This is a genomic window from uncultured Shewanella sp. (assembly GCF_947495455.1).
In the GTDB taxonomy this organism is placed as follows: domain Bacteria; phylum Pseudomonadota; class Gammaproteobacteria; order Enterobacterales; family Shewanellaceae; genus Shewanella.
The window spans coordinates 1-17,885 of the sequence record NZ_CANLZC010000015.1 but is presented as its reverse complement, the minus strand read 5'-3'; the positions used below and the strand labels follow the sequence as shown (position 1 = coordinate 17,885).

Annotated in this window: 16 protein-coding genes; 10 read left to right on the top strand and 6 right to left on the bottom strand. The window is 41.5% G+C overall.

From position 1 onward, the window contains the following. The first annotated feature begins 10 nt into the window (after positions 1 to 10). Genes ctaD through Q0791_RS06440 form a run of 3 tightly spaced genes read left to right on the top strand, consistent with a single transcriptional unit; the run spans position 11 to position 3,071 of the window. The gene (gene ctaD, locus Q0791_RS06450) at positions 11 to 1,633 is read left to right on the top strand and encodes a cytochrome c oxidase subunit I (RefSeq protein ID WP_299003959.1); all 1,623 of its coding nucleotides are present in this window, start codon (positions 11 to 13) and stop codon (positions 1,631 to 1,633) included. A gap of 2 nt (positions 1,634 to 1,635) precedes the next feature. Beyond that, on the top strand, positions 1,636 to 2,199 hold the full coding sequence (locus tag Q0791_RS06445; protein WP_299003957.1) for a cytochrome c oxidase assembly protein: 564 nt from the start codon (positions 1,636 to 1,638) through the stop codon (positions 2,197 to 2,199). Then, on the top strand, positions 2,196 to 3,071 hold the full coding sequence (locus Q0791_RS06440; RefSeq protein ID WP_299003956.1) for a cytochrome c oxidase subunit 3: 876 nt from the start codon (positions 2,196 to 2,198) through the stop codon (positions 3,069 to 3,071). Before Q0791_RS06445 ends, Q0791_RS06440 begins: the two co-directional genes overlap by 4 nt. 71 nt (positions 3,072 to 3,142) lie before the next feature. Here the strand turns inward: Q0791_RS06440 and Q0791_RS06435 are convergent, their stop codons facing one another. Further along, a complete protein-coding gene (locus Q0791_RS06435) occupies positions 3,143 to 3,361 on the bottom strand; it encodes a DUF2909 domain-containing protein (RefSeq protein WP_299003954.1) in 219 nt (72 codons plus the stop codon). Positions 3,362 to 3,416: 55 nt separating this feature from the next. On the opposite strand from Q0791_RS06435, the gene Q0791_RS06430 reads away from it, so the two are divergent. From Q0791_RS06430 to Q0791_RS06410, 5 genes are all read left to right on the top strand, one after another. Next, positions 3,417 to 4,085: an SURF1 family protein gene (locus tag Q0791_RS06430; protein WP_299003952.1), complete on the top strand. Its 669-nt coding sequence runs from the start codon at positions 3,417 to 3,419 to the stop codon at positions 4,083 to 4,085. A gap of 159 nt (positions 4,086 to 4,244) precedes the next feature. Next, positions 4,245 to 4,790: a hypothetical protein gene (locus Q0791_RS06425; protein WP_299003949.1), complete on the top strand. Its 546-nt coding sequence runs from the start codon at positions 4,245 to 4,247 to the stop codon at positions 4,788 to 4,790. After that, positions 4,790 to 5,773: a heme A synthase gene (locus Q0791_RS06420; RefSeq protein ID WP_299003947.1), complete on the top strand. Its 984-nt coding sequence runs from the start codon at positions 4,790 to 4,792 to the stop codon at positions 5,771 to 5,773. Before Q0791_RS06425 ends, Q0791_RS06420 begins: the two co-directional genes overlap by 1 nt. A gap of 23 nt (positions 5,774 to 5,796) precedes the next feature. Continuing rightward, the gene (gene cyoE / locus Q0791_RS06415) at positions 5,797 to 6,699 is read left to right on the top strand and encodes a heme o synthase (RefSeq protein WP_299003945.1); all 903 of its coding nucleotides are present in this window, start codon (positions 5,797 to 5,799) and stop codon (positions 6,697 to 6,699) included. A 50-nt stretch (positions 6,700 to 6,749) separates the two neighbouring features. After that, on the top strand, positions 6,750 to 7,388 hold the full coding sequence (locus tag Q0791_RS06410; protein WP_299003942.1) for an SCO family protein: 639 nt from the start codon (positions 6,750 to 6,752) through the stop codon (positions 7,386 to 7,388). Positions 7,389 to 7,443: 55 nt separating this feature from the next. Here Q0791_RS06410 and Q0791_RS06405 read toward each other — a convergent pair whose 3' ends face one another. Beyond that, on the bottom strand, positions 7,444 to 8,493 hold the full coding sequence (locus Q0791_RS06405; protein WP_299003940.1) for a polysaccharide deacetylase family protein: 1,050 nt from the start codon (positions 8,491 to 8,493) through the stop codon (positions 7,444 to 7,446). Positions 8,494 to 8,943: 450 nt separating this feature from the next. Here Q0791_RS06405 and Q0791_RS06400 point away from each other — a divergent pair, with 450 nt between their 5' ends. After that, positions 8,944 to 10,281, top strand: coding sequence for an MATE family efflux transporter (locus Q0791_RS06400; RefSeq protein ID WP_299003939.1), 1,338 nt, complete (start codon positions 8,944 to 8,946; stop codon positions 10,279 to 10,281). An 80-nt stretch (positions 10,282 to 10,361) separates the two neighbouring features. Here Q0791_RS06400 and nfuA read toward each other — a convergent pair whose 3' ends face one another. Together nfuA and Q0791_RS06390 are read right to left on the bottom strand one after the other, a co-directional pair. After that, positions 10,362 to 10,940, bottom strand: coding sequence for a Fe-S biogenesis protein NfuA (nfuA, locus tag Q0791_RS06395; protein ID WP_299003937.1), 579 nt, complete (start codon positions 10,938 to 10,940; stop codon positions 10,362 to 10,364). Between the two features lie 168 nt (positions 10,941 to 11,108). Then, entirely contained in the window at positions 11,109 to 11,801 is a 693-nt protein-coding gene (locus Q0791_RS06390) for a ComF family protein (protein WP_299003935.1), read from the bottom strand. A gap of 142 nt (positions 11,802 to 11,943) precedes the next feature. On the opposite strand from Q0791_RS06390, the gene bioH reads away from it, so the two are divergent. Then, entirely contained in the window at positions 11,944 to 12,786 is an 843-nt protein-coding gene (bioH, locus tag Q0791_RS06385) for a pimeloyl-ACP methyl ester esterase BioH (protein ID WP_299003934.1), read from the top strand. Between the two features lie 403 nt (positions 12,787 to 13,189). Here bioH and Q0791_RS06380 read toward each other — a convergent pair whose 3' ends face one another. Further along, positions 13,190 to 15,187 carry an LTA synthase family protein gene (locus Q0791_RS06380; protein ID WP_299003933.1) on the bottom strand — a complete coding sequence of 666 codons (1,998 nt, stop codon included), beginning with the start codon at positions 15,185 to 15,187 and terminating at the stop codon, positions 13,190 to 13,192. Between the two features lie 169 nt (positions 15,188 to 15,356). Continuing rightward, positions 15,357 to 17,708: a Tex family protein gene (locus tag Q0791_RS06375; RefSeq protein WP_299003931.1), complete on the bottom strand. Its 2,352-nt coding sequence runs from the start codon at positions 17,706 to 17,708 to the stop codon at positions 15,357 to 15,359. Between the last annotated feature and the right edge of the window lie 177 nt (positions 17,709 to 17,885).

Below are 17,885 nucleotides of genomic sequence, written 5' to 3'. Positions count from 1 at the left end.
AGGAAATAATATGAATACTTTGACCCCAGAAAATCAAGTTAGCATGGAAGAAACACTCAGTCCTGAGCAGGATCATGATGATGGACACCATGCGCCACCACAAGGCATTATGCGTTGGTTATTAACCACTAACCATAAAGACATAGGAACACTTTATCTTTGGTTTAGTTTCATTATGTTTTTGCTCGGTGGTGTCATGGCCATGGTGATCCGCGCCGAGCTATTTCAGCCTGGATTACAGCTAGTGGACCCTAACTTCTTCAACCAAATGACCACAGTCCACGGTTTAGTCATGGTCTTTGGTGCTGTCATGCCCGCATTTACAGGTCTAGCCAACTGGTTAATTCCTATGATGATAGGCGCGCCTGATATGGCGCTGCCGAGAATGAATAACTGGAGCTTTTGGATCTTACCTTTTGCTTTCCTTATTCTTCTAAGTTCATTGTTTATGGAAGGTGGAGCCCCTAATTTTGGTTGGACCTTCTATGCCCCATTATCAACCCAATACAGTCCTGATAGCACCGCTTTGTTTGTATTTTCTGTGCATATTATGGGGATCAGCTCCATCATGGGAGCCATCAATGTCATAGTAACAGTAATCAACATGCGTGCACCAGGTATGACTTGGATGAAACTGCCTTTATTTGCCTGGACTTGGCTCATCACCGCCTTTTTACTTATCGCTGTTATGCCTGTATTGGCTGGCGCCGTCACTATGGTATTAACCGATAAATACTTCGGCACCTCCTTCTTTGAAGCCGCTGGCGGTGGCGATCCAGTGATGTTTCAACATATTTTTTGGTTCTTTGGTCATCCCGAAGTCTACATCATGATTTTACCCTCTTTTGGGATCATGTCGGCCATCATTCCCACCTTTAGCCGTAAAAAACTATTTGGTTATTCTTCTATGGTGTACGCCACGGCCAGTATCGCCATTTTATCGTTTTTAGTGTGGGCCCATCACATGTTCACGACAGGGATGCCCGTCTTTGCCGAGCTCTTTTTCATGTATTGCACTATGCTCATTTCGGTGCCAACTGGCGTCAAGATCTTCAACTGGGTTGCAACCATGTGGAAAGGATCACTCACCTTTGAAACCCCGATGCTCTTTGCTATTTCCTTCTTAGTCTTGTTTACCATAGGTGGATTTTCAGGCTTGATGCTCGCCATAACGCCCGCGGATTTCCAATATCATGATACTTACTTTGTTGTCGCTCACTTTCATTATGTCCTAGTAACGGGTGCCATTTTTACCATCATGGCTGCCGTGTATTACTGGTTACCCAAATGGACCGGACGCATGTATGACGAACGTTTAGGGAAATGGCACTTCTGGTGCTCAGTCATCTCAGTCAACGTCTTATTCTTCCCCATGCATTTCCTTGGACTGGCGGGCATGCCAAGAAGGATCCCTGATTATGCGATTCAGTTTGCCGATATTAATCAAATTGTCTCTATTGGTGCCTTTGCATTTGGACTGTCTCAGCTCATTTTCTTGGTCGTGCTAATCAAGTGTATTCGAAGCGGTGAAAAAGCACCCGCTAAACCTTGGGAAGGCGCAGAAGGGTTAGAATGGGATCTCCCCAGCCCTGCACCCTATCATTCTTTCTCAACGCCACCAGTGATCAAATAATCATGGATAAAGCAAATTCAAATAAACGCTTACTTCGTTTTCTCTTGTTAGGAGCAATTTCTATGTTTGGTTTTGGCTTTGCTTTAGTTCCACTTTACGATGTACTTTGCGAACAACTAGGGATCAACGGAAAAACACAAAATACGGCCAGTCGGTATATTGATAATGAGATCGATAAAAGTCGAACCATTACCGTCGAATTTATCTCCCAAGTGCAAAAAGATATGCCTTGGGAGTTTACGCCTCAAGTCAATCGCATGAAAGTTCATCCAGGAGAGTTAGTCCGTACTCACTTTACGGCAGAAAACTTATCAAGTAGGCAGATTGTCGGTCAGGCTATTCCATCTGTATCACCTGGCATGGGCGCGGCCTATTTTAACAAAACAGAATGTTTTTGTTTTAATCAGCAAACCTTAACTGCCAAATCAAATGCCAAATTACCACTAATATTCTATGTCGATCCCGCATTACCGGACAACATATCCACCCTGACCCTCTCTTATACACTCTACAATATCACCGACAAAGGTTATGTCGATGCACTAGAGCAAGGAGCAGCAAAATGACTACCAAACATGAACATTACTACGTCCCTTCTCAAAGTGCTTGGCCCATTATCGGCGCAATGGGGTTATTCCTCATTGCTTTTGGTGCTGGCACTTATATTTCAGAAATGGGCACTGAAGCCTCCTTTGGCAAATACACTTTAATAGCAGGTATTGCCGTGATCATATTTATGATCTTTGGCTGGTTTCGAGCCGTCATTGCCGAATCCATGGCCGGGTTATACTCAGATCAAATGGATCGTTCCTTTAAACAAGGCATGAGCTGGTTTATTTTTTCTGAAGTCATGTTCTTCGCCGCTTTCTTTGGCGCGCTATTTTATGCCAGAATGATTTCCGTGCCTTGGTTAGGAGGTGCATCTAACAATGCCATGACGGCCGCCATTCTTTGGCCTGAATTTATTGCAACTTGGCCTTTAGAAACAACCCCCGACGGCCGTTTAACCCAAGCAATGGAATGGATGGGATTACCCCTTTATAATACCCTTATTCTACTCGCATCATCCATCACACTTCACTTTGCCCACGTTAATTTAGAAAATGACAACCGAAAACCAGTCAAAGCTTGGTTGGGTGTTACCATTATTTTAGGGGCTGCCTTTCTTATTCTACAGGTACTTGAGTATACCCATGCTTACCAAGTCATGGGATTAACCTTAGATGCGGGTGTATACGGTAGCACCTTTTTCTTATTAACGGGAATACACGGTGTACACGTGACCTTAGGCACTGTGTTCTTATTTGTATTATTTATTCGCATTGCAAAAGGGCATTTTACGCAGGATAAACACTTTGCCTTTCAAGCAGGCAGTTGGTATTGGCATTTTGTCGACGTCGTTTGGCTTTGTCTCTTTGTCTTTGTGTACGTACTTTAAAGCTCGTCATACAACAAGCTCAAACATCATTTGTTTGAGCTTGTTTGAGCATCAAATTGCCATAAGGGTGATCAGTGAGGTCTGGGACTGGGATTAATCAATCCTGATAGGGAAGCCATCACAAGTAACGCCATGACAATCAATGCAAATAAAACTCGCCACCCTAAAAAGCGACTCATAGGGGCCGACTGTTTGCCTTTGACCATGACATACCAAGCACGACCTAGGTTGACAATCATGAATAGCAGTAGCAGCACTAAACAAAGCTTTAATAATAATAAGAGATCCATTCTTACTCCTCAAAAGGTAGCCATAAAATCTGGGCTATTTGTTTTGATCTCTACTGTGAGCGTGTTTTCGCTTTTGGTCAAGCTAGGTATGTGGCAACTTGAACGATATCAAGAGAAATTAAACTGGCAACAAGCACTCACCTTAAGACAAAGCCAAGCACCACTCAGTTATACTCAGTTACTCGCCATGCCTAGCGATACCTTGTATACCGGGTTTCGCTTACATGTTGACATCAATCCAAAGTCAAAAAAGATTCTGCTTCTAGATAATCAAGTATACCAAGGACAAGTAGGATATTTAGCTTATCAAGCGGTAGAAGTCTTACCCCATCTCCCTTGGTTATTGATTGAATTAGGCTTTGTTGCAGCTAACATTAACCGACAAGTTTTACCCTCAATCAATCCAATACGCGTCCCTACAAGATTAACTGGCCGCCTTTACAACAAACAAGCCAATCCAATGAGTCGAGCACTCATGGCCGAAAAGGGTTGGCCAAAACGCATTCAAAATTTGAATTTAAAACAGCTAGAAAAAGAGCTTAATCAAACACTGGCTCCTGCAGTACTTCAGCCCGACTTGCTTGACACTCACACCTTACCCCATCCATGGCAACCTTTTCCCATGACAGCAGAAAAGCACAAGGGCTATGCCCTGCAATGGTTTGTGATGGCAGCGGTATTTATTTTGATTATGGGAGGCTTACTATTACGAAAAATAAAATGATATTGCTTAATGATTAACAACGAAAAAGATGATGTAACAGCAAAAAGACCAGATATCTTCCTAGCCGCTTCGGGAAGTGAATATATTCTCTAGTTCACACTTAGCATCGCCTCAATGTGTTCTAGACAATACTCATAAACTAAAGTACGAGGAGATGAAATGAACTCCCCTAAACATAATGGAAAAAATACAGTCATTATCTTACTGTTAGCTTTTATTCTTCCCGTAGCAATGGCAAAACTTGTTCTCAGTATGGATCTTTATCGAGGAGGAGCCACCAATAATGGCACCTTAATTGCTGCCGATACGACTTATGCCAGTCTTATGATGAAAAATCCTAAGCCACATCAATGGCAAATATTGTATTTATTACCCAAAAATTGCCAGCAAAAATGTCAAAATCGCCTGTATATTTTACAGCAAAGCCATACGGCACTAGGCAAAGAAAGAGACAGAGTTCACCCTGTCATCATGCTTGATGAACACAGCGACATTTCAGCTTTATTGCCATACCAATTTATGACTCACACAGTCAACGACAAATTAGCGCCACTGTTAAGTGAACAGAAACTCATTATTGTCGATCCCTTAGGCAGTCTCATCATGAGTTACCCCATAGTTCGCAACAAAGACGCACAAATAATGCAGGGTAAAGCCCTCATCGCCGATCTTCGTAAATTACTGAAACTCTCAAGGATAGGGTAATGCAAATCAGTCCATTGCTAAAACTCACTCTCGTTTTTACCTTATGTGTTATTTTAATGGGGGCTTATACTCGTCTATCCGATGCTGGATTAGGGTGTCCAGATTGGCCTGGATGCTACGGCATGCTAAAAGTCCCCACTCAAGCCCATGAGCTCACTCAAGCTCAACACGCTTTTCCAGAATTCACCGTCGAGGCGAATAAAGCTTGGCTGGAAATGATACATCGTTACATTGCTGGCACTTTAGGCCTATTAGTCATGATGATCCTATGGCTATGCCTTAAAACAGCCAATGCACCTAAAAACTTACCCCTTTTTATAGGGGGCTTAGTTTTATTTCAGGCGGCTCTGGGAATGTGGACTGTCACGATGAAACTCATGCCCATTGTGGTCATGTCCCATCTACTGGGCGGTTTTACTATTATCTCCCTCGTCTTGTTGCTGTATTTACGCACTAAGCCTTTAAGGATAATAGGGGGTGATCCTCAGGCCAAAACTTTAACAAGGTTTTCACTGGTTTGTTTAAGCGTACTGGTTTTACAGATTATTTTAGGTGGATGGACATCCGCAAATTATGCCGCTCTTGCCTGCACCGCCCTTCCCATTTGTGAAGGCAACTGGTATCAAAACCTTGACTTCATCAAGGCATTTTCCCCCTTTCAAGGTAAGCACTCCACCTATGAGTTTGGCGTATTGGAATATCCAGCCCGTATGACAATACATGTTGCTCATCGTTTGTGGGCAGTTGTCACTGCAATCATGTTAGTCACATTGGCTTATAAACTCATGAAACGTGCACGCTCAGCGACTTTAAAACAAGCCGCTTGGGTGTTACTCATTCTTGTTGGACTGCAAATAGGACTAGGGATCAGTAACGTTATTTTTCACCTTCCTCTGGGTATCGCTGCTGCACATAACGCAGGCGCGGCTTTACTCTTACTGAGCCTTGTCTTTATCAATTACGCACTATGGCGTAAAGCATAACATTTTATGTTAAGGAGTTTGGAATGAATAAGTTACTTTCTTTACCTATTACCCCAGCATTACCTCAATGGCGCGCTTACTTAGAAATGACTAAACCTAGAGTCGTCGCCCTGATGTTACTCACTGTCTTTGTGGGAATGTGCCTCGCCATGCCTGGCAAATTATCTTATGCTGCCGTTTTCTATGGACTCATTGGCATTGCAATGATGGCCGGCGCAGCAGCCGCGTTTAATCATTTAATTGATCGCCGCATTGATGGTTTAATGTCTCGCACCGATAGTCGCCCTTTGCCCCAAGGAAAAGTCTCTATACCCAGAGCCATACTTTTTTCAGTGACCCTCAGCATATTAGGCTTCATTTTACTCTATACCCAAGTCAATCCACTCACCGCATGGCTCACTTTTGCCAGCTTAATTGGCTATGCTGTCATTTATACCGCTTATTTAAAACGCGCTACACCACAAAATATTGTCGTGGGAGGACTTGCAGGTGCCATGCCTCCCTTACTTGGCTGGACAGCCATCAGTGGTGAATTTCATGGTCATGCACTCTTATTAGTCATCATTATTTTTACTTGGACTCCCCCCCATTTTTGGGCGCTCGCTATTCACAGAAGAAATGAATACGCAAAAGTTGATGTCCCCATGTTACCTGTGACACATGGTGTTGCATTCACCAAAACCTGCATTTTTTTATATACTTTATTAATGGCTATCGCCTGTTTACTGCCTGTACTCGTTGGCATGTCAGGCCCTCTATACCTTGTTTGTTCAACATTACTCAGCGGTATATTTATTTATAAGGCTTGGGTATTAAAGTTTAATGATAAACCTGAATTAGCAATGGGGTTATTTCGTTTCTCGATTTATCAACTCATGTTGTTATTCGCAGCGCTCCTTATCGATCATTATATTTGGGTAGCCTAACCCATGCATTGTAAGCCAGCACAATAAAGGGAATATAAAAAGGATCTGACATGAAAAAAGTAAGCTTATTCATTATCTGTGGGATCATTCTACTGACATTAGGTGTTGTGACAGCTAATCAATGGAAAGAAAAAGATCACAAAAAACCGCTTGAATTAAAAACCAGTTATCTTTTCCCCGAAGCACGCACACTACCGCCTTTTAAACTCTCAGATCAACAAGGTCAACCTTTTACCAATCAGCAATTAATGAATAAATGGAGCCTCATATTTATCGGTTATACCTCTTGTCCCGATGTTTGCCCAACGGCCATGAGTAAATTAACAGCCGCTCAGGCTCAGCTTAATAATCACTTAGACATGCAAGTTATTTTTGTCTCGGTCGATCCTCAACGAGACACACAAGATAAACTTCAAGATTACATCAATTTCTTCAACCCAGAATTCGTTGCTGCCACAGCTGAGCATCAAGTGTTGATGCCCTTTACCCGTAGCTTAGGTTTTGTTTATGCCATGGTGGGTGAAGAAGAAAACTATCAAGTGGATCATAGTGCTTCTTACGCACTTATCTCACCCAAAGGCGAAAAAGTCGCTATCATTAAACCTAAATCCCCTGATGCTGGGATCCCCCCACAAATTAAAAATAGTGAACTGATTTCAGATATTACCCAAATCGTTGCACATTATTGAATCTTTTCTCAGCCCCATTGAAATCTCTTTCTTCAATGGGGCTTTCTCATCATTATTATGATTCCTTTTTCCAAGATCCATCATCATTTGGTCTAACCCAAGGCTGTGAAAACCAATAATAATTCCCTGTTTTTTGACTTGGTGCAGTGCAATTATAACGAGATCGACCCGGCGGTAAATCTAATTCAGCTCTGATACTCATCACATTCGGCGCAGTCCAAACAGGTTTTTTTGCACCTTGACCTTGAATAAAACACATCATTTGATTTGGATCCATATCACTCATATCCAAAGTCAAGATTAACTTAGGTCGCCAATCACCATTAGAAAGCTCAGGGTTAGTGTTATTTTGAGCGAGCACAGGCATATTCAAACTGTGCAATTTAACTTTTAAACTCGCTAAATTGGCGTAAACCCCGGCCACTGGAAAGCGCGGAAGCGCTTCTAATTGTGAATAAATACCCGCAGCGCCTGATTGCTGCCCAAAAGCCACGAACCCAAGCTTTGCCATTAAGTTTTCTAGATCTTGATTATATTCACCATAAGGATAAGCCAACATTTTTAAATTATGACCCGTACCCGCCTTAATTTTCTCTTCTGTTTTTACAATATTCTTTTCTATTCGTGCTAACCACTGCGCTTTCGATTCATCAATTTGACGTCGAATAAGATGCTCATGTGCCCAACTGTGATTAGCTATTTCAGCGCCTTCTTTCGATAAATCGATCAGTTGTTGCCAACTCATCATATTTTTATACTTCTTTTCAATAGGTTCTATAGCAACAAACAAGGTGTAAGGGAAATGATATTGCTTTAAAATAGGATGAGCCACATCGGCAATACTTTGGTAGCCATCATCAAAGGTTATCGCTACAGTCTTAGGTGGCATGGTTTTTTTTGCTTTGATTGCCGATACAATCTCAGATAAAGGCACCACATTAAATGCATTTTTAGCTAAATATTCCATTTGCTTTTGAAATTGCTTTGGAGTCACGCTAGTGACCGCTGGTGTATGAGCAGACACATGATGATATTGCAAAATCACACTAGCCTGAGCCGAAAAACCTGTTAGCACTAGCAGCACCAATAACACGTTTTTAATCATAACTATTCTAACCTTAGCATTTAATATTATGAGCAATACTTAGCGCCATAATGGCCTTTATACCCGTGATACTTGAAGATGCCTGTTTTCAGAGCCTGTAAAAGTGCCTAATTCAAGGCGTATTATTGCAAGAATGCTTATTGCCTTTTAAGATGATACAACGCAGAAGTCGGTGCTTTTACAGACTCCCAACGGGCTGGTTTAAAAGCCTTTTATACTGCGTTACTGAACATCAGCTTAGAATGACTAGGCACGCTGTTCAAAGCCTTGCCTAAAAGGCTTTTCATTCCAGCTGAATGCTGCATCTTCAAGTATCACGGGTATACAACTTGATCTATGAGTATATACAAAAAGGTATACTTAGAGGCACGACTTTATATAAAATAATCCATCATCGAGGATACGGCTTTTCATTATTCTAACCACTTTTCATAAGAGCATGCATCACTTATGTCTTTATTTGCATTAATCAGTAATACCAAAAAAAATAAACGTTTATTTGCATTAGCTCTACCTATGATCCTCTCCAATATCACAGTGCCTCTATTAGGACTTGTCGATACTGGGGTCATTGGCCACCTTTCCAATGCTTATTATTTAGGGGGAGTCGCCTTAGGCTCAACCATGATAAGTGTGATTTTATTTTTACTGGGTTTTTTACGTATGGCGACAACTGGGCTCTCCGCTCAAGCCTTTGGTGCCAATGATAAACAAGCTCAATATCAATTACTTTTTCAATCCGCAAGCTTAGCCTTAATCTTAGGCATGCTGACTGTTATTTTTCAATCACCTATTGCTCAATTGTCAATTTATTTATCCAGTCCCAGCCGTGAAGTCGCCCAATATTGCATTGAATATTTCAGCATTCGAGTCTGGTCGACCCCCTTTGCATTATTAAACTTAGCCTTGTTAGGTTGGTTACTTGGCATACAAAAACCCAAAGCTGCAATGTGGCAATTAATCCTCGCTAACACAGTGAATATCACCTTAGATTTACTGTTTGTTATGGGTTTTGGTTGGGGAGTCAAAGGCGTCGCTCTAGCCTCAGTATTCGCTGACATATCAGGTTTTATTCTAGCTGTAACAGTTATTTGGCATCATTTAAACACTGACAACCAATTTCAGCTAAAAGCACTATTTCGTCACTTAAACATTAGCCACTATCGCGCGTTATTGAGTCTCAATCGAGATATCTTTTTACGAAGTCTGTGCCTGCAACTGGTCTTTACTTTTATCACCTTTCACAGTGCCAGTTTAGGCGATAATATATTAGCGGCCAATGCCGTCTTACTCAATCTCGTCATGCTTATCTCCTATGCCCTCGACGGTATTGCCTATTATGCTGAAGCAGAAGTCGGCCGAGCCTTTGGTGAAAAAAATCGGCAATTGCTACAAGAAAGTGTCAGCCTCGCTTGGGCTTGGTCTGCTATCGTCGCAATAGGTTTTATTGTCGTTTTTATGTTTGCAGGAGAATATTTTATTCACCTACTGACCAACATAGACACAGTACAGACAATGGCCAAACAGTACTTGTACTGGATAGTTTTTCTGCCTTTATTGGCTTTTAGCTCCTACCTGTTTGATGGTGTCTATATTGGAGCAGCCCAAGGAAAAATTATGCGTAATAGCATGCTAATTTGCACTTTTATGGTTTTCTTTCCTATCTGGTCAATATTGGGGGGGCAGGATAACCATGCCCTTTGGGCAGCATTAAGTGCCTTTATGTTTTCAAGAAGTCTCACGCTTGGCCTGCACTATCACTTCAAACTCAAGCATGTTCACTCATAATATAAAGTATCAACTTATTGCAAAACGAAATAGAGAAAACAAAAAAGCCTGCTAAACAGCAGGCTTTGAAATCTATGTCATTACTGATATGAATGCTCACCCGCTTGATGATCGGTCACATCTTTAACACCGACTAGCTCACCGGAAAACATTTCTAATAATTGTTTTTCAATACCATCTTTTAAAGTCACATCCACCATAGAACAGCCATTACAACCACCACCAAACTGCAATACAGCAACTTTATCTTCTGTGACTTCGATAAGATTAATATTCCCACCGTGGCTGGCTAATTGAGGGTTAATTTCTGATTCAATCACATATTGGATACGCTCAATTAAAGGCGCATCATCAGACACTTTACGCATTTTGGCATTTGGTGCTTTCAATGTCAGCTGAGAGCCGAGTTGATCCGTCACAAAATCAATACTCGCGTCTTCAAGAAAAGGCGCACTTTTCTCATCAACCATGGCACTAAAACCATTAAAGGTGAGCTCAGTATCATCAACTTCCACCGCATCTGGTGGGCAATAAGACACACCACACTCAGCCTGGGCAGTACCTGGACTGATAACAAACACACGAATATGTGTGCCTTCAGGCTGATCTGCTAGCAATTTAACAAAATGAGCCTGAGCGGTATCAGAAATATTAATCATGAAATATGCTCCGTCAGGATATACCTGAGCGTTTTAATAAGGAATAACCTATGATACTCCGACATGAGTATTCTGTGTAGTCCCGATTGAGTCTATCAGCATAATTTTAACACTAAGTTATAATGTATGGATTTAATCCTAAGATACGAAATAAAGTAACAATAAGCGTTAATCCATTAACTTTGGTGCCTCAGCCCTTGCCAAACACCAGACTTGAACATGAATATGCTGCCGCTGAAATAAACGCGCTATCTCCTTAGCCGTTTCCCCCGTCGTCACCACATCATCTATTAAGGCAATACGCTGAAATGGCAGTCTAGATTCTAATTCAAAAGCATGCTTCATATTTAGCCTTCTCTGTTTTCCCGATAACCCCGCTTGAGCTTGAGTGTGTTTGACTCGAACCAATTTATGGCTAAACAATGGAATATTGAGTTTTTTGCTCAAACCACTGGCAATCACCCAAGCCTGATTAAAGCCTCTTTGTCGTAAACGCTGTCGATGTAATGGCACTGGAACCAATACTTGCGGCATTTGCAGAAAACCTTGCTTAGACAACAATAATAAACGCGCAATTAATGCATCGGTTAAACAATCTAAAGCCGCAAATTGTGTCTGGTACTTCATCGCTGCAACAAAAGGGCCGAGCCCTTGATGATAGCTACAAGGAGCAACAATGATAAGTGGTGATATGCTTAAACAGCTGCCACAAAAATCTGCCTTCAAAGACATTTTACGCCCACAACCTAAACAAACAGGACATGAATATAAGCAAGCATTGAGACAAACATCACAGACTCCGCTTTGAGGAAAAGCGATCCCTTGATGGCACATCAAACACCGATTAGGTAAAATTCGCATAAAAAGGAGAAAACCTTTAGTCTTCCCCTCTTGAACACAAGCCATCATCATGCGGAAGTACTTAAGTAAGTGCCTGCGTATTAGAGGGCTCAATGTTTTCAGTCGTCGTTTTAACACCATAACGTTAAACAGGTAATATTTAGTGGAATACCAAGAAAACAGTCGAATCACCTTAACCAAACAAGGACTGCACCTAATCTCACAGGGACAAGGGCCCGATATTGTCATGCTTCACGGCTGGGGAATGAATAGTGCCGTATTCACACCGCTACAGCCGACTTTCTCACAGTATAGGGTGCACTATGTCGATTTGCCGGGTTTTGGTCACAGCACAAGTATAGAAGGTAATATTGACGCATGGGTTGATGCGATCATTGATGCGATCCCCGATAACAGTATCTGGCTGGGCTGGTCTCTGGGGGGGTTAGTCGCCTCAAGAGCCGCCTTACGTTATCCAAATAAAATTAAAGCCTTAGTGACAGTCGCTTCTTCTCCTTATTTTATGGCCCAAGAAACATTAGCCAACAATCCCCCTTGGCCAGGAATGGCACCACAAGTACTCGAACAATTTCATCATTCTCTGAGCTTAAATTTATCTCGCACCATCAGTCAATTTCTTGCCATTCAAGCTATGGGAAGCCAAAACGCAAAAAGAGACATTAAACAATTAAAAGCCCTCCTATCTGCTCGCCCAGAACCTAAAAGTCACGCGCTAACACAAGGGCTCAACATGCTAGCGCGCACTGATTTACGCCGTGAGATTGCCCATATTAATCAACCTTGGCTTAGGATTTGGGGGCGTCTAGATGGGCTAGTGCCTTATTCTATTCACTCATTAATGCCACAGAAAGCATCCATCACAGATGTTGTTATGCCCAAGGCTTCACATGCACCTTTCATTAGTCATACTGAACATTTCGTTGAAACGATACATTTATGGTTAAATCAACAATATACCCGTGATAAGCATACTCATCTCATATGAAGGAGCGTACTCATCACAATAAGAAAAAGGCAACTCAATACAATTCGGTTCAATGTACGACGGATAGACGTAGACATTTGTGACCTCCAGTCAATCTAAAATAGCAACCAAAAAAGCTGATAATAAGTAAAAATAAACCCAATTAAGACAAGCTAATCAATAAGGCTTATGTTTACCTATTCAGCTTAAAATTAATGCAATAAATAAGGGATCCAAAGTAATAAAGAAAATAAAATAACTAACTTTAGTACTTCTTTAATAATTAATTTCACCTTGCTTCTCCCACTGCTTTTTTGAAAACATTACGTTAAGGGAAACCGCTTTAATCTAAGCTGAATAAAAAAGGGATAGCTTAGCTATCCCTTTAATGACAATGACTCAAATGGCTTTTTATTAAAACTCATTAATGCGCATTTTTTCCTTGAATATTGAGCCTTTCTTTCTTTAACGGGTCCACTTGGGGCTCTGTCACATTAAAGTAGCCTTTTGCATAAGCTAAGCTCCCCCAAAGCGCCCAAGCAAGGGCAGTTTGTTTCATATTTTGACTTTGAACTTCAGGTTTTAAACTCTGATCAGTGGGATTATATTTAAAACCCTTAGGTTCATGCTCAGGCTGTAAAATCACCACATCATTGCCTCGCATATACGCCATATTTTTATCATATTGCATCAAAGCTCGGCCAGGCCAGTCATCGCTCACTTGTGTCAAATCTTGGCCTAATATAGGATAAGTTGCAGAAATTCCCATCAATGATAATAAGGTCGGCGCCAAATCAATTTGGCTCACAACACGACTATCTTGTTTAGGCTCAATGCCTGCTCCCAAAATGACACCTGGGATCCTAAAGCGAGAAATAGGCACTAAATTAGCCCCACTCACTCGACTATCATGATCAGCCACAATTAAAAATACAGTGTCTTTCCAATAATCTGATTGCTTGGCAAGCCTGAAAAATTCACCAATGGCAAAGTCAGCATATTTTGCAGCATTATTACGGGTCTGCTTAGGTTGCTCATACAATTGAATACGGCCATCGGGAAACTCAAAGGGATCATGGTTACTTGAACTAAACACTAAGCTCGCAAACGGCTTACCTTCTTGATGTAAACGCTCAAACTCACTGTTGGCTTTACGCATAAGATCTTCATCACTGACCCCCCAAGAACCTACAAAAGCAGGTGAACTATAATCTTTCTCATCAAGAATATTCTGAAAACCATTGCCTAAAAAGAAGCTTCGCATATTATCAAAATAACTCTCGCCACCATAAATGAACTGAGTGGTATAGCCTTTCTTAGCCAATAAATCGGCAATAGTGAAAAAATTGGTTTGACTCTTTCCTAATTTAACCACAGAACGCGCAGGTGTCGGTGTAAATCCCGTTACCACGGCCTCTATCCCTCTGACAGAACGAGTGCCTGTTGCATAAAGGTTATTAAAGGACCAACCTTGTTGAGATAGCTTATCCAAGTTGGGAGTCAATGGCAGTCCACCTAAATTCCCCACAAATTGAGCCCCTAAGCTCTCTTCTAAAATAATCACTAAATTTTTAGGCTTACCTTTATAGCTGGCCTCGTTAAAAGTACGGCTCGGAAACGCCTTTGAGGTAAAATCACTTAATGGACGACCACTATCGGCCCTGACTAAATTAATAATGTCATTTTGATCCATCTTACCGTAAATTTTAGCCGCATCAGCTTCACTTCCCATTTGTTTTATAGCAAAAAATAACGAATAAGAAGAATTAATCACCAAAGAATTCACTAAAGGATCCGTTGAAAAAGCCACCATAGCGGGATTTAACGGCCTATGGCCAAGTGTCGATCTCCCTCCAGCAAACGCCACGACAATCACCAAAAAAACAATAACAGGACGCCAATAGAAGCGAGGATAAGTCACTTTCTTGAGGAGTGAACCACTTAATCGCCAACCAAACCAAAGGGTAACAATAGTGAGTAATAATGAAAAAACCACTTCTATTGGTCGACCTGACCATAACATAGACAGGACTTCTTTAGGATAAATCAGATATTCTATATAAAGCCGATTAGGGCGAATGCCATATTCTTCGATAAAAGCGGGTGTCGATACCTCTAAGAAAACGATTAACCATAAACCTACCGTTAACCAAATCCTTAAAATAACCTGCCATAAGCGACCCACAAAATGTGGACCACTAAAAATAGCTGTGCCTAAGGCAGCCACTCCCCAAAGCCAACATAAAGTCGCCACATCCACTCTGAAACCTTGAAGCAATAAGTCAGCCCAACCACCCGCATCAGTCACTCGATCCGCTTGCCATAACCCTAAACCCAAACGGCTAACCATCAAAATGACCAAGGCGATGACACAAAAAACTAAAATAGAACGAAACGAGCCTAAGTTGAACTTATCTTGCATAGACCCCCCTCAAGACAATAGGTTGCACTCATTCTGTGTTGAACAAAACAAGCATAAGTCCTCCTCCCTAAGTCATCATTTTCATTTTTTGGACGCAGTACGTAGAAATATTACTCCTAAAGCCTCCCTTTTGTGCATGTCAGCAAGGCTGTTTCATGCACTCATACCATTATTTCTTTAATTTAGCGAAGGCATCAGCAAAGGCATTACCCATGGCAGCGTTCATCGGTTGTTTAGGTTTATTTTTTACTGTGTGCCCTTGTTGAACATGTCGTTTAGATTGCGGTTTATGACGCGCTCCATCACTCACTTTCACAGGCTTAGCTTTAACTTCTCCCGGTTTATCTGTCAGGCGCATACTTAAACTAATACGCTTACGTTCAGCATCCACTTCCATGACTTTGACTTTCACCACATCACCCGCTTTCACTAATGTATGTGGATCGCTAACAAATTTATCGGTTAAAGAAGAAATATGCACTAAACCATCTTGATGTACACCCACATCAACAAATGCACCAAAATTAGTGACGTTTGTCACAACACCTTCAAGGATCATGTCTAACTTAAGATCGCTGACCTCCTGTATGCCCTCCTTAAAGCTTGCTGTTTTAAACTCACCCCGCGGATCCCTGCCAGGCTTATCTAATTCGGTTAAAATATCTGTTACGGTAGGTAAACCAAAATCATCTATCGTGAATGCTCCAGCATCGATATTCTTTAACACCTCTGTATTACCCACCAAGGCCTCAAGTGTCAGATCTTTCGCTTTTGCTATTGCTTCAACCAACGAATAGGCCTCAGGGTGAACCGCAGAAGCATCCAAAGGATTCGATCCCTTTGTAATACGTAAAAAACCTGCAGCCTGTTCAAAAGCCTTTGGCCCTAATCGAGGCACCTTAAGTAGCGCTTTACGATCATTAAAACGCCCATTCTCATCACGATATTGAACAATATTTCTTGCTAAGGTCTTATTTAATCCCGCAACTTGTGCCAGTAGCGAAGGAGAAGCCATATTCACATCCACTCCAACCGCATTAACACAATCCTCAACAACGGCTTCTAAAGATATAGACAATTGGCTCTGACTCACATCATGCTGGTATTGCCCGACACCAATAGCTTTAGGCTCGATTTTAACCAACTCCGCAAGGGGATCTTGTAAGCGACGGGCTATCGATACCGCTCCTCGAATAGAGACATCTAAATCAGGAAATTCTTCTGCTGCCAATGCAGAAGCAGAATACACAGATGCCCCAGCTTCACTCACCATGACTTTCTTTAGTGAAGGGCAATCTGATTTCAATCCACTTATCAACTCACTGACCAGCTTATCTGTTTCACGAGATGCCGTACCATTACCAATGGCAATAAGCTCAACCTTATGCATCTTAACTAAATTAGATAAAGTTCGAATGGACTTATCCCATTGATTTTGTGGCGCATGAGGAAATATCGTTGTATGAGCCACACATTTACTGGTGTCATTGACTATGGCCACTTTCACGCCACTGCGCAAGCCTGGATCTAAACCTAAGGTCACTTTTGATCCCGTTGGCGGTGCCATTAATAGATCAGATAAATTACGACTAAACACTTTAATAGATTCGTTTTCTGCCACCTCTCGCATGCGAGCAAAAAACTCCGTTTCCATTTGTGGTAATATCTTGGCACGCCAAGTCGCTGTTATCACGGTTTTCAGCCATTGATCAATATCACTGGCCCCTAAATTAAAGTTTAAATGCTCAGCAATAATGACGACACAGTAACTACTCTTATGACTCCCAGCCTCTTGCTCAGGATCAACATTTAACGATAGAGCAAGCACACCTTCATTACGTCCTCGAAGCATAGCTAAAGCACGATGTGAAGGTACTTTCATTAACTTTTCACTGTGTTCGAAATAATCCTTGAATTTAATTGCCTGCTTATCTTTACCTTTAATTAATTGACTTTCAATCAAAGCATTTTGGCTTACATGGCGGCGAATTTTTCGCAATAATTCAGCATCTTCAGCAAAGCGTTCCATTAAAATAAAACGTGCACCTTCCAGTACTGATTTCGTGTCCTTAAAGCCCGCCGCTTCATTAATAAAAGGCAATGCAGTTTCTTCTAAGCTTCCTTCCCTCGAAGACAACAAGCCCTCGGCCAAGGGCGCAAGACCTGCTTCGATAGCAATTTGCCCTTTAGTCCTTCTTTTAGGCTTATAGGGTAAATACAGATCTTCTAATCGAGTTTTACTTTCAGCTGTGTTAATCGCATGGCTCAACTCAGGCGTCAGTTTTCCTTGAGTTTCAATGCTGGACAATATCACTTCACGTCGTTCATTTAAATCTCGTAAATACTGTAATCGACTAGATAAATGACGTAATTGAGTATCATCTAATCCACCGGTTGCTTCTTTACGGTATCGAGCCACAAAAGGCACTGTCGCGCCATCGTCTAATAATTTAATCGTAGACGTAACTTGTTGCTCGTTAACCTTAAGTTCTTGAGCGATAGTGTGAGCAATATTCTGCATAAATAACATTGAGCCTAGATTGAAAGTCAAAATTACCCTCCACAATACCACAGCCACTGAGTAAGGTTAACCCAGAATCCCATTCCGATTAATATTCCTCCCTTAAAGATCCCCTCATATTTTTATTCTAAATAATCCCGAAGACATTGCGATAAATAAGATGGTTCTTCATATAAC